Here is a 13274-nt window from a genome sequence, read left to right as displayed (position 1 = left end):
GAACCGTGGGGTTCGGTTCTGTGTCGAACCGGTGACTATTGAGTCACATCAGCCACAATGGCCACATGCCGTTCTTCGAGGGACCCCGAGGTCGTGCCCATTATCGCCAGTGGGGACCCTCCGAGAATCCTGCCGCGACCGTGATGTTCCTGCACGGACGGGGACAGCACACCGGCCAGTACCACCGGTTCGGCGCTGCCCTGGCAGCACACGGCATCGCCACCTGGGGCCTCGACCACATCGGCCACGGCCTGTCCGAGGGAGAGGCGGCCGACGACGTCGCCTACCTCGACGCGCTGGCGGAGAACGCACGACATCTCCTCGACCTCGTGGTCGAGGCCGGCCACCGACCTGCGGTGATGGGCCACTCGCTGGGGTCCGCGACCGCGGTACGGATGCTCGCGACCGGCGGGGGCGCGCCCGCCGTCGTGCTGGTGGCGATGCCGCCGCGCGCGATCTCCCGCGAGGATCTGACGGCAGCGACCCGGTCGCCCACCCTGGCACTGCATGGTGTGGACGACCGCATGGTGCCGATCGACGGCGTCCGAGACCTCGTGCGCGGCGTCCCGACGATCACACTGCGTGAGTACGCCGACGCCGGCCACGACCTACTGCACGAGAAGATCCACCGCACCGTCACCGACGCGGCCGCGGAGCACGTCCTCGCCGTGCACCAGTGACCACAACTCGTCCGAATCGACGGGATCCCGTCGATCCGAACGAGTTGTGGACCATCACGCACGGCGGCAGCGCCGGGACGGACCCGCCTGCGGTCAGCTGACGATGATGGTGCGGGTGTGCCAGCCGGTCGAGCCACCCGGGATCGGCGGGGTGCGCTCCTCGACCTGCGTGTTCCCGTCCTGATCCGTCGCGCGGACCTGAATGTTGTGGTTGCCCGCGGTGGCGTCCCAGTCCCAGAACCACTGGCGCCAGGTGTCGATCGTGTACTGCTCGGCGAGCGTCGCTTCCTGCCACGGGCCGTTGTCGACACGGACCTCGACGCGCTCGATGCCACGTTGCTGTGCCCACGCGGTACCCGCGACACGGACGGGACCGGGTGCGACGGGGGCGAAGGCAGCCGGCACGTCGATGCGTGACGCCGTCTTGATCGGTGCCTTGTCACCCCAGCCGCGGTCGGTCCAGTAGGCCGTCGCCTCGTCGAAGCGCGTGAGTTCCCAGTCGACGACCCACTTGGTGGCGGAGACGAATCCGTACAGACCGGGCACGACCTGGCGCACCGGGTAGCCGTGCTCGACGGGAAGCGGCTCGCCGTTCATCGACACCGCGAGCATCGCGTCGCGGCCGTCGGTGAGGGCCTCGACCGGCGACCCGATGGTCATACCGTCGATGCTCGTGGACAGCAGCATGTCGGCGTCGGCCTGCACACCCACCTCGTCGAGAATGTCCTTGATGGGGAACCCGATCCAGGTCGCGTTGCCGGCGAGCGGTCCGCCGACCTCGTTGGACACGCACGTCAGCGTGATGACGCGCTCGATGGGAGTGCGAGCCATGAGGTCGTCCCAGCTCAGCGTCATCTCGCGGTCGACCTTGCCGTGGATCTTGAGCTGCCACTCGGCGGTGGTCAGCTGCGGGACCTGTAGAGCGGTGTCGATGCGGTAGAAGGTGTTGTTCGGCGTGACGAAGGTGGTCGCGCCCTCGACACCGATGTCGGTACCCGCCGGAACGGCCGCCGCCTTCTCACCCGCGGCGACCGTGGGGAGGCGGAAGTTCTTGATGTCGTCGGCGACACCGGCGACACGATCTCCGAGGTACCGACCGACCGTGCCGGCCGCGACGGCCACCGCTGCGGCAGCGCCGAACAGGACGAGGAACTTGCGACGCGGCATGAACCCGTCGACCGTGCCCGCCGGCACCTCGAGCGCTCGTGTGAGGGCCTGCAGGACCGCGATGCCCACGACGACTCCCACGACGGTGGGAACGACGTCGCTGAGCGAGGATGTCGGCCGCTGTAGCACCGCGTAGACGCCGACGGCGCCGAGCACCAGCAGGATCACCGATCCGATGGGACGGGACGGCCGCTCGAGCAGGCCGGCGATGGCAGCGATGATCGCGATGCCGATGGACATGCCGACGAACAGGGCGGCCTTGTCGTTGGTGCCGAACGTGTCGATCGCGAATTCGCGGGCGAACGCCGGCGTGCGGTCGACGGTGGTGGAGCCCACGGCGAAGAACGGTGACGACGCCGAGCTGAAGAGGAGCGAGAGGATCTCGCCCACGCCGAGCACGACGCCGGCGGCGACCACTCCGCTGAGCATGCGTGCGAAGGGGTGGACGCGCGTGCGCGCGGAGTCACCCGAGGTCTGGCGTTCGGTGGTCGTCGTGGTCATGACTGCTATTCGTCACGATGGCGGTCGCGGCTTGCTCCGGTCGGCGTGTTGACGAGCCACAACGAACGAGGCGCGCCCGTGAGGAGTTCTCACGGGCGCGCCTCGGGTGTGTCGGACGAGTGTCAGCCGCCGTAGATGTCGGCCACCTCGGTGGCGTGCGACTCGAGGATGACGTTGCGCTTGAGCTTCATGGTCGGCGTCAGTTCTCCCGACTCGATCGTGAAGTCTCCGGGCAGGATCGTGTACTTCTTGATCTGCTCGGCCTTGGAGACCTTCGAGTTGGCCGTGTCGACAGCCTTGTCGATCTCGGCGATCAGGTCGGCGTTGGTCGTCAGGTCGCTCGCGGACGTGCTCTTGTCGAGACCGTGACGCTCGAGCCAACCGGGCAGAGCCTCGGGATCGAGGGTGATGAGCGCGCCGATGAACGGCTTGGCGTCGCCCACGACGAGGCACTGGCTGACCAGCGGGTGCGACCGGATGGAGTCCTCGAGGCCGGCGGGAGCCACGTTCTTGCCGCCCGCCGTCACGATGATCTCCTTCTTGCGACCGGTGATCGAGAGGAAGCCCTCGTCGTCGAGCGATCCGAGGTCACCGGTGTGGAACCAGCCGTCGCGGATCGATTCCTCGGTGGCCTTCTCGTTGTGCCAGTACCCGGAGAACACGACGGGTCCCTTCACCAGGATCTCGCCGTCCTCCGCGATCTTCACGGAGTGTCCCGCGAGCGGGCGGCCGACGGAGCCGATGCGCTGCTTGTCGGTGGTGTTGACCGTGACGGCGGCGCTGGTCTCGGTGAGTCCGTAGCCCTCGCGCACGGGAACGCCGATGCCGCGGAAGAAGTGGCCCAGTCGAGCGCCGAGGGGACCACCGCCGGACAGCGCACTGGTGCACCGTCCACCGAGCGCGGCGCGGAGCTTCGAGTAGACCAGCTTGTCGAACAGAGTGTGCTTGGCCTTGAGCACCAGGCCGGCGCCGCCCTTGTCCTGCGCGATGCTCCACTCGATCGCGACGTCCGCGGCCTGATCGAAGATCTTGCCCTTGCCGCCGTCGTGCGCCTTCTGCTTGGCCGAGTTGTAGACCTTCTCGAACACGCGGGGGACCGAGAGGATGAAGTCGGGCTGGAACTCGGCGAACTGCTCGACGAGCGTCGTGGTGTCGGACGTGTGCGCCACGGTGACCTTCGCTTCGAAGGCGCCGAACGACACCGCTCGGGCGAACACGTGGGCCATGGGGAGGAACAGCAGGGTGCGCTTGCCCTCCGTCATCTGATCGTGCAGCGCCACCTGGGTGGCCGTCGTCTCGGCGTAGAAGTTCGAGTGCGTGAGCTGGACACCCTTCGGGCGGCCGGTGGTCCCCGAGGTGTAGATGAGCGTGGCGGCCGACGACGCGGACACCTGGTGGCGACGGGCGTGCAGATCATCGTCCGACACGGAGGCGCCGCGGGTGGTGAGCTCGTCGATCGCGCCGCCGTCGAAGCTCAGCGTCTCGCGGAGATCCGCGGCGCTGTCGGTGACGTCCTTCATGCGGGCGAGGTGCTCGGAGGTCTCGACCACGAACAGCTTGGTCGCCGAGTCCTCGAGGATCCACTGCGCCTGATCTGCCGCGGACGTCTCGTAGATGGACACGGTGCAGCCACCGGCGGTCCAGATCGCGTAGTCGAGCACGACCCACTCGTAGCGGGTGCCGGCCATGATGGCGACGCGGTCACCGAACTCGACGCCGGAGGCCATCAGGCCCTTGGCCACGCCCGCGACCTCGTCGGCGAACGTGCGCGCCGTGACGTCCTTCCACGAGCCGCCGACTCGCCGTTGGAACGCCACCCACTCCGGGGTCTCGCTCGCGTAGCGGAACACGGTGTCGGCCATCGAGACGTCGTCCGGGATCGTGTAGGACGCGGGTACCGAGTATTCGTGCACGGTGTCTGTACCTTCCAGTAGCAGCAGGTTTGTTGTGTATTGGATCACATGAGGCGGCGCTGCGGTGATCGTAGCGCCGTATCCGCTTTGTCCTGTTCGAACAGTTGTCGGTCAGCAGGTGGCCGCTGGACTAGACTCTGGTGCACATGAGCACTTCCGAGTCGGAAACGGTGTCCACCGACACCCCCTCGTTCGTCGATCTCGGTATCGACGAACGTGTGCTGAAAGCCCTCGCGGACGTCGGGTACGAGACGCCGTCGCCCATTCAGGCAGCCACCATCCCGCCGTTGATGGCCGGGAACGACGTCGTCGGCCTCGCGCAGACCGGCACCGGCAAGACCGCCGCGTTCGCGGTGCCGATCCTCTCGCGCCTCGACGTCGCCAACCGGGTGCCGCAGGCGCTGGTCCTCGCGCCCACCCGCGAGTTGGCCATCCAGGTGGCCGAGGCGTTCGGCAAGTACGCCACCCACATCGAGGGCCTGCACATTCTGCCCATCTACGGCGGGCAGGCGTACGGCATCCAGCTGTCCGGTCTGCGGCGCGGCGCCCACATCGTCGTCGGTACGCCCGGGCGCGTCATCGATCACCTCGAGAAGGGCACGCTCGACCTGTCGCACCTCGAATACCTCGTTCTCGACGAGGCCGACGAGATGCTGAAGATGGGATTCCAGGAGGACGTCGAACGCATCCTCGCGGACACCCCCGAGTACAAGCAGGTGGCGCTGTTCTCTGCCACCATGCCGTCGGCGATCCGCAAGATCTCGCAGCAGTACCTGCACGATCCGGTCGAGATCACGGTGAAGACGAAGACGTCCACCGCCCCCAACATCACGCAGCGGTACGTGCAGGTGGCGCATCAGCGCAAGCTCGACGCGTTGACGCGGATCTTCGAGGTCGAGGACTTCGAGGCAATGATCATCTTCGTCCGCACCAAGCAGGCGACGGAGGAGCTCGCCGAGAAGTTGCGGGCACGGGGCTACTCGGCCGCCGCCATCAACGGTGACATCGTGCAGGCGCAGCGCGAGCGGACCATCGGTCAGCTCAAGAACGGTGCGCTCGACGTTCTCGTCGCCACCGACGTCGCGGCCCGCGGTCTCGACGTCGAGCGGATCTCGCACGTCGTCAACTACGACATCCCGCACGACACCGAGTCGTACGTGCACCGCATCGGACGGACCGGTCGCGCCGGGCGGGCGGGCGAGGCGCTGTTGTTCGTCGCGCCGCGCGAGCGCCATCTGCTCAAGGCCATCGAGAAGGCGACGCGGCAGCCGATCACCGAGATGCAGCTGCCGAGCGTCGACGACGTCAACGCGCAACGCGTCGCCAAGTTCGCCGACTCCATCACCCAGTCGCTGTCCTCGACGTCGCTCGGGCTGTTCCGTCGACTCATCGAGGACTACGAGCGCGAGCACGACGTGCCCCTCGCGGACATCGCCGCGGCCCTGGCGACGCAGTCACGGGACGGCGACGCGTTCCTCATGTCGCCCGAGCCGCCGCCCCCGCCGCGGGAGAAGCGCGAGCGCCCCGAGCGCAAGTTCGACGACCGGGACGCACCACCGTTGCGCAAGTCCCGCAAGGGCGATCAGGATCTCGCGGTGTACCGGATCAGCGTCGGCAAGCGGCACAAGGTGGCGCCCGGTGCCATCGTCGGTGCCATCGCCAACGAGGGCGGGCTGCGGCGCAGCGACTTCGGGCACATCAGCATCCGGCCGGATCACAGCCTGGTCGAGCTGCCGGCGGACCTCGCGGACGAGACCTTGGAAGCGTTGCGCCGCACCAGGATCAGCGGCGTGCTCATCCAGCTGCAGCGCGACGGCGGACCGCCCCGCGGCCAGCGCTGACCTGACCGAGACCCCCGCGAGTACGTCCATAGTGTCGTTGCGCGGGGGTTTTTCGCGACACTACGGACGTACTCGCCAAGCCGTCAGCTCTTCTGCAGTGCCGAGGGATGCGCCTCGGTGTCGACGCCGGGAACTCCGCGTCCGCGGATCGACGCGCCCGCGGTCTCGGCGACGAAGAGCAGCGCGATGAGGCCGACCACACAGGCGCCCATCATGTAGAACGCCGGGACGAGGTCGTTGCCGGTCCGTTCGACGAGCCACTCGTTGGCCGCCGGAGCGGTGCCACCGAACAACGACGTCGACACGTTGTAGGCGATGGCGAAGCCGGCGAACCGCACGTGCGTCGGGAACATGGCCGGGAACGTCGCCGAGATGGTCGAGAGCTGCAGGACGTAGAGCAGGCCCAGCACCGTGAACGCGACGATGGCCCATCCGAAGTTGACCGTCATCAGCATGTACATCGGGATCGCGAAGATCAGCAGTCCGACCATCGAGACGAGCCACAGCGGCTTGCGTCCCACCTTGTCCGACAGTGCTCCGGCGAACGGGATCACGAGCATCATGGCGAACTGGCCGATGACGACGAGGAACAGAGACGACGTGCTCGACAGTCCGATCCGGCTCTCCAGATAGGTCGGCATGTAGCTCAGCAGCGTGTAGTTGCAGACGTTCAGCGCGACGACGAGGCCCATCAGCGTGAGGATCGGACGCCAGTAGGTGGCGATCAGTTCACGGAACTGGGTGGACGTCTTGTGCTCCACCGCGTCCTCGGTCTCGAGTTCACGGAACACCGGGGTGTCCTCGAGCTTGGACCGCATGTAGAGCCCGATGAGCGCCAGCGGCCCGGCGACGAAGAACGGCAGTCGCCAGCCCCACGTGTCCATGAACGCGTCGGTGGAGAGCAGGTCGACGGCCAGCACCACGAGGGCGCCGAGGGAGAAGCCGCCGAGCGTGCCGAACTCCAGGAAACTGCCGTAGAAACCGCGCTTGCGGTCGGGGGAGTACTCGGCCATGAACGTGGCGGCGCCGCCGTATTCACCGCCGGTGGAGAAGCCCTGGATCATGCGCAGGATCACCAGCAGAACCGGTGCCCAGAAGCCGATCGAGGCGTAACTCGGAATGACACCGATGAGGAAGGTCGCAGTGCCCATCAGAATGATGGTCAGTGCGAGGACGTGCTTGCGGCCGAGGCGGTCGCCCAGCGGTCCCCAGACGAGGCCGCCGAGAGGCCGCACGAGGAAGGACACCGCGAAGATGCCCAGCGTCAGCAAGGTGGCGGATTCGAGGTCGTCCGGGAAGAACGCACGGGAGATGTACGTGGCGGTGTAGGCGTACACGCCGTAGTCGAACCACTCGGTCGCGTTGCCCATCGCGGAAGCGCCGATCGCGCGCCGGAGAACCCCGGGCGGAGCGTCCTTCAGCGCCGGTGTCGGGTTGTCGACAGAACCTGATTCGGGAGTACTCACTCACCCAGACCTACCGAAGTAGTGGCCGAACCTCAGCATCGAGAGGGGCGATCGGTCTCTTCGTTATCGAGTCGTTACAGCCTTCAGGCGGCCGCGAGAGTGCCCGTTCGGCGTCGGAAACAGCCCCTCACCTGGCTCTCGTGCGGGGTGGCACCGCCCGGATCGCGGTGAGTCGACTCGAGGCCTCCGATCCCGGGCACACCCGGCAGCCTCGGTGCCGTCCGTACAGGCATGGTCGCTCCCTCGGCGCTGCTCGTCTTTTCACTGCTCAGCCGGGTTGTGGGCGACTAGGTTGTGGTCGGACAGGTCGTGGTTCGGGGGACACGCTCACGCGCGGTGGTCGAGGAGGACGAGTCGATGGTGTCGGCGCCCGTTCCCCCGCGATCGACGGCCGCGGCCCTGAGCCGATCGCGCCTCGATCGGCCCGTCCGGTCGCCGGGGCGCTACCTGGCGGTGTCGTTCACCGTGGCCGCCGTGGTGCTGGCCGTCTACCTCGTCGTGCCCGCGTCGATCCGGACCGGTGTCTTCGCGGTGGGTGCCATCGGGTGCATGGTCGTGGTCCTGGTCGGGCTGCGGCGCAACAGCCCGACCGACACCTACGCCTGGCGGTGCATGCTCGGAGCGGCGACGTCCTTCCTGGTGGGTCTGTCCGCGCGGAGCGTGCGCGACGACCTGCCCTCGTTACTCCGGCTGCTGCCCGAGGTGCTGGTGCTGCTCGGGTATCTGCTGCTCGTCCTCGGCATCGTCGGCTGGTCGCGGCGAGGGGGGAATTCGCGTCCCACCCCGACCATCATCGACGCGGTCCTGGTCACGCTGGGCATGACGTTCGTGTCCTGGGTGCTGCTGGTGGCTCCGGTCCTCTCGACCACGCGAGACGTGCCGTCACTGGTGCTCAACGGGCTGTTTCCCGCGATCGACGCCGGCCTGTTCACGATGGCGTTCTTCCTGCTGTTGTCGAAGACTCGCTTCAACGTGTCCCTGGTTCTCCTCGTCGCCGCACTGCTCGTCACCATCGTCGGCGATCTCGGCTACGCGATCGCGACCGCCCGCTCGGTCGCGGCGCCCACGGTCGTACTCGACGCGATGTATCTGCTCGCGTTCGTTCTGCTGGCCGCCGCCTCGCTGCATCCGTCGATGGCCAGGGTGGGCCGCACGGGCGGTGTGACGGCTGCGCTCACGCGGCAGCGGATGACGGTGTCCGTCGCTCTCGTCGCCACCTGTGCCGCGCTGCCGCTCGTCGGCGAGGCGGTGGGGACAGCGGACGTGGTGGTCCGCTCGACCTTCCTGGCCGTGATCCTGGTGGGAATGTTCGTCCGCGGTGAGCGGGCGCTGAGCCGGGTGCAGCGCAGCGAGGACAAGGCCCGCCACGACGCCACCCACGATTCGCTCACCGGTCTCCCCGATCGGTCCATGCTCGAGTCGATCCTGGAGCGCGCCGCGCGGAGACCGTCGTCGTCGGCGTCGGCCACCACCGTGCTGTTCGCGGACCTCGACAACTTCAAGGTCGTCAACGACTCGTACGGCCACCGCGCGGGCGACGAGCTCATCCAGGCGGCGGCGCAGCGCATCCGGCGCGTGGTCTCCTCCGACGAGGACGTCGTGCGGTACGCCGGCGACGAGTTCGTGGTGGTGGCGCACTGTGATCGGGCCCGCGCCGAGGAACTCGCGGAACTGCTCCTGGCCGCGTTCGCGGAACCGTTCGAGTTGAGTGTGGCGTCGCTGTACGTGAGCGTCAGCATCGGCATCGCGACGTCCTGCGGTCCCGCCGGGCTGGCGGACGATCTGGTCCGCGAGGCCGACACGGCGATGTACGACGCCAAGTTCCGCGGGCCGGCGGCGTACGCGTTCTTCGACGAGTCCCTGCGCACTGCGGCGACCCGGTCGGTCGAGCTGGGCAGCGCGCTGCGCGGTGCGGTCGCGCGCGGGGAGATGGCGGTGCACTACCAACCCATCGTGTCGCTGCGGACCCACGACGTGCTGGTCTACGAGGCGCTGGTGCGATGGAAGCATCGCGGTCGGTGGGTCGGGCCGGACGAGTTCATCCCGGTCGCCGAGGCCACCAACATGATCTCCGAGATAGGGACCTGGGTGCTCGACACGGCTCTGGGCGATCTGGTGCGACTGCGGGTGGCGGGCGCGCCGGGTATCTCGATGTCGGTCAATCTCTCGGTGCTGCAACTGCGCGACGAGCGGCTTCCGGACGTCGTCGCCGACCTCTTGGCGTCGCACGGCCTGGACGGGTCGGTACTCGGGCTCGAGGTGACCGAAAGTGCCCTCATCGCCGATCCGGTGGTGGCCAATCGGGTCCTCGCTCGTCTCGCCGAGCAGGACATCGTGCTGGTGCTCGACGACTTCGGGATGGGGTACTCCTCGCTGGGCCGCCTGCGGGATCTGCCCATCACCGTCATCAAGATCGACAAGTCGTTCATCGACCGTGTTCCGGTCGACGACGCGTCGGTGTCCATCGTGTCGGCCATCGAGGCCATGGCCACGGCCCTGACCATGCGCACCGTCGCGGAGGGGGTGGAGACGAAGGAGCAGGAGCGCATCGTCACCGAACTCGGCTGCACGTACGCGCAGGGCTATCTCTACGGGCGCCCCGCTCCCGTGGAGACGTTTCTCCCCTGATGTCTCAGCGCAGTCGTCGGCTCCGGCGGACCGGGATCGAGTTGACGGTGCGGACCGACCAGCCCTCGTCGTCGCGGACGACGATGCTCACGCCGGCGTTCGCGATGCGCGGCGCAGGGTGTCCGGTGATGGACCTCAGCACCGCCCGGATGATGCCGCCGTGGGCCACGGCGATGAGGGATCTGCCGGGGTTCTCGTCGGCCAGCAGGTCGAGTCGACGACGCCCGCGCTCGGCGAGCGCCTCGTGCGACTCTGCGCCCGGGTAGTCACCGTCGGGCCAGTACGCCCACGCCTCGTAGCCGGTCATGCCCTCGGCCCGTCCGAAGCGACGTTCCATCAGGTCCTCGTGACCGGCCGAGCGGGTGAGCCCGATGACGTGGCCGATGATGTCGGCGGTCTCCGACGCCCGTGAGAGCGGTGAGCTGACGAGGGTGTCCCACGAGTCGTCGGCCAGCGCGGCGGCCGCGGTCCGGGCCTGGCTGCGCCCGATGTCGTTGAGCGGGATGTCGGAGGAGCCCTGCAGGCGTCCCTCGACGTTCCAGTCGGTCTCGCCGTGGCGCACGAGGGCCACTCGGACAGAGCTGTTCCGCGCCTGGGAGTCGGGGTGATCGGTCATGGTCGGGCACCAGAATATCGGTTGACGGCACCCCTGTCCGAGCCTGGTTACCGGGGAGTACGGTGCTAGAGATCAGCGAATGACTTCGAAAGGTCACAGATGAACCTGGCACTCACCGATGAGGAAGCTGCGTTCCGCGACGAGATGCGAACTTTCTTCCGTACCGAGATTCCCGCCGAGATCCGCGAGCGCAACGCGGCAGGCGAGGAACTCGAGCGCGAGGACATGATCACGACGCTGCAGATCCTGAACAAGCACGGCATGGCGAGCCCGCACTGGCCCGTCGAATGGGGTGGCAAGGACTGGACCCCGATGCAGCACCACATCTGGTTGGACGAGCTGCAGCTCGCGTCGGTGCCCGAGCCCCTGGCCTTCAACATCTCGATGGTGGGGCCCGTCATCGCGACCTTCGGCAGCGAGGAGCAGAAGCAGAAGTTCCTCCCGCCCACGCAGAACCTCGACATCTGGTGGTGCCAGGGCTTCTCCGAGCCCGAGGCGGGATCGGATCTCGCGTCGCTCCGCACGGTTGCTCTGCGCGACGGTGACGAGTACGTCATCAACGGCCAGAAGACGTGGACCACGCTCGGCCAGTACGCCGACTGGATCTTCGTGCTGGCGCGCACCAACCCGGACGCGCCGAAGAAGCAGGCCGGTATCTCGTTCATCCTGGTCGACCTGAAGACCCCCGGCATCACGGTGCGCCCGATCAAGCTGATCGACGGCGGCCACGAGGTCAACGAGGTCTGGTTCGAGGACGTGCGCGTCCCCGTCGAGAACCTCGTCGGCGAGGAGAACGCCGGCTGGACCTACGCCAAGTTCCTGCTGAGCAACGAGCGCACCGGCATCACGCGGCTCGGCTTCACCAAGACCAAGCTGGCGCAGGCCAAGGCGCTCGCGGCCGAGACCAGGGTCGGGACCGGCACGCTGCTCGACGATCCTGTCTTCGCCGCTCGGTTCGCCGAGCTCGAGAACCAGGTGCTCGCACTCGAGCTCACTCAGCTGCGCATCGTCTCCAGCTACGTCTCCGGCAAGGAGAACCCGGCGTCGTCGGTGCTCAAGCTCCGAGGCAGCGAGCTCCAGCAGCTGGCCACCGAGATCCTCACCGACGTGGCGGGCCCGGACTCGCTCCCGTTCGCGGCCGGTGAGGACTCGCCGACACCGGTCTGGGCGCAGCGTGCGACCCCGACCTACCTGAACTTTCGCAAGACATCCATCTACGGCGGCTCGAACGAGGTGCAGCGCACCATCATCGCGTCCGGCATTCTCGGTCTCTAGGAGCGCACGACATGCAGTTCGAACTGGACGAAGAACAGAAGCTGCTGCGCGACACGGTGCGTGACGTGCTCGCCCGCAGCTACGACAACGAGAAGCGCAAGGCCGCGGTCGAGAGCGAGCGCGGCTGGACCGAGTCGGTCTGGAAGCAGTTCGCCGAGCTGGGCCTGCTCGGCCTCAGTTTCGCCGAGGACGACGGCGGCATGGACGCCGGACCGGTGGAGACCTTCGCGGTCATGACCGAGATCGGTCGCCGCCTCGCACCCGAGCCGCTGCTGGACTGCGTGCTGATCCCGGGCGGTCTCATCACCGAGGTCGGATCGACCGATCAGCGTCAGCGCATCCTGCCGGGCGTCGCGGAGGGGCAGACCCTCCTCGCGTTCGCGCATTCCGAGCCGGGCACCCGCTGGCCGGCGGCCGAGGTGTCGACGTCGGCCACCGAGGACCTGCGTGAAGGCCGGAGGCCGGCCGGATCGGGTGGCTCGTGGGCACTGTCGGGGGTGAAGAATCCTGTGCTGCACGGTGACTGCGCCGATCACTTCGTGATCAGCGCGGCGCTGCCCGGCGGCGGTGTGGGCCTGTTCCTCGTCGCGGCCGATGCCGAGGGGCTCACGCGCAAGACCTACCGCACCCACGACGGACTGCGCGGCGCGTCGCTCGAGCTGTCGGACGTCGCGGGCGAACCGCTCGGAGACGGCGGCGACGCCAGTGCCGCCATCGTGGCGTCCAACGTTCGTGCACAGGCGGCTCTCGCTGCCGAGGCGCTCGGTGCGATGGAGGAGTCGCTGCGGCTCACCACGGAATACCTGAAGCAGCGCAAGCAGTTCGGTGTGCCGCTCGCCAAGTTCCAGGCACTGACGTTCCGCGCTGCGGACATGTACGTGCAGCTCGAATTGGCCCGCAGTATGGCGCTCTACGCCACGATGTCGTTGGCCGACGGATCCCCCGATCCCACGGTCGCGTCGCGGGCGAAGCTGCAGATCGGACGCTCCGCCCGGCAGATCGGCCAGGAGTCGATCCAGCTGCACGGCGGAATCGGTGTGACGGACGAATACCCTGTGGGACATTACTTCTCGCGTCTCACGGCCATCGAGCACACGCTCGGCGGGGTCGACGACCACCTCCGGGTGATCACGTCGTCGCTGAAGGATCACGAGATGCTCGGCGTCTCCTAGCGCCGCCTCGACGAA

General features: G+C 67.9%; 9 protein-coding genes. 5 read left to right on the top strand and 4 right to left on the bottom strand.

From position 1 onward, the window contains the following. Positions 1–65 precede the first annotated feature (65 nt). Positions 66–680 (top strand): alpha/beta hydrolase, encoded by a 615-nt coding sequence (locus JOE30_RS00165; RefSeq protein WP_204868911.1) that lies wholly within the window; start codon positions 66–68, stop codon positions 678–680. 93 nt (positions 681–773) lie between these two features. Here JOE30_RS00165 and JOE30_RS00160 read toward each other — a convergent pair whose 3' ends face one another. Together JOE30_RS00160 and JOE30_RS00155 are read right to left on the bottom strand one after the other, a co-directional pair. Then, entirely contained in the window at positions 774–2348 is a 1575-nt protein-coding gene (locus JOE30_RS00160) for a molybdopterin-dependent oxidoreductase (protein WP_204868910.1), read from the bottom strand. 122 nt (positions 2349–2470) lie between these two features. Further along, positions 2471–4261, bottom strand: a complete 1791-nt coding sequence (locus tag JOE30_RS00155; protein WP_204868909.1) for a long-chain fatty acid--CoA ligase — start codon at positions 4259–4261, stop codon at positions 2471–2473. Between the two features lie 146 nt (positions 4262–4407). On the opposite strand from JOE30_RS00155, the gene JOE30_RS00150 reads away from it, so the two are divergent. Continuing rightward, positions 4408–6102 carry a DEAD/DEAH box helicase gene (locus tag JOE30_RS00150; RefSeq protein WP_204868908.1) on the top strand — a complete coding sequence of 565 codons (1695 nt, stop codon included), beginning with the start codon at positions 4408–4410 and terminating at the stop codon, positions 6100–6102. Between the two features lie 83 nt (positions 6103–6185). Here the strand turns inward: JOE30_RS00150 and JOE30_RS00145 are convergent, their stop codons facing one another. Continuing rightward, positions 6186–7472: an MFS transporter gene (locus JOE30_RS00145; protein ID WP_204870631.1), complete on the bottom strand. Its 1287-nt coding sequence runs from the start codon at positions 7470–7472 to the stop codon at positions 6186–6188. A gap of 432 nt (positions 7473–7904) precedes the next feature. On the opposite strand from JOE30_RS00145, the gene JOE30_RS21580 reads away from it, so the two are divergent. Continuing rightward, the gene (locus JOE30_RS21580) at positions 7905–10196 is read left to right on the top strand and encodes a bifunctional diguanylate cyclase/phosphodiesterase (protein ID WP_204868907.1); all 2292 of its coding nucleotides are present in this window, start codon (positions 7905–7907) and stop codon (positions 10194–10196) included. A gap of 4 nt (positions 10197–10200) precedes the next feature. Here JOE30_RS21580 and JOE30_RS00135 read toward each other — a convergent pair whose 3' ends face one another. Beyond that, a complete protein-coding gene (locus JOE30_RS00135) occupies positions 10201–10812 on the bottom strand; it encodes a histidine phosphatase family protein (protein WP_204868906.1) in 612 nt (203 codons plus the stop codon). Between the two features lie 99 nt (positions 10813–10911). Here JOE30_RS00135 and JOE30_RS00130 point away from each other — a divergent pair, with 99 nt between their 5' ends. Further along, positions 10912–12087 (top strand): acyl-CoA dehydrogenase family protein, encoded by a 1176-nt coding sequence (locus JOE30_RS00130; RefSeq protein WP_204868905.1) that lies wholly within the window; start codon positions 10912–10914, stop codon positions 12085–12087. Between the two features lie 11 nt (positions 12088–12098). Then, complete coding sequence (locus JOE30_RS00125) at positions 12099–13259, top strand: acyl-CoA dehydrogenase family protein (RefSeq protein WP_027504703.1); 1161 nt, start codon at positions 12099–12101, stop codon at positions 13257–13259. Positions 13260–13274 lie beyond the last annotated feature (15 nt).

Origin of the sequence: Rhodococcus sp. PvP016, from assembly GCF_017832185.1 — a bacterium.
Lineage (GTDB): Bacteria > Actinomycetota > Actinomycetes > Mycobacteriales > Mycobacteriaceae > Rhodococcoides.
This window is presented reverse-complemented; position numbering and strand designations above follow the sequence as displayed.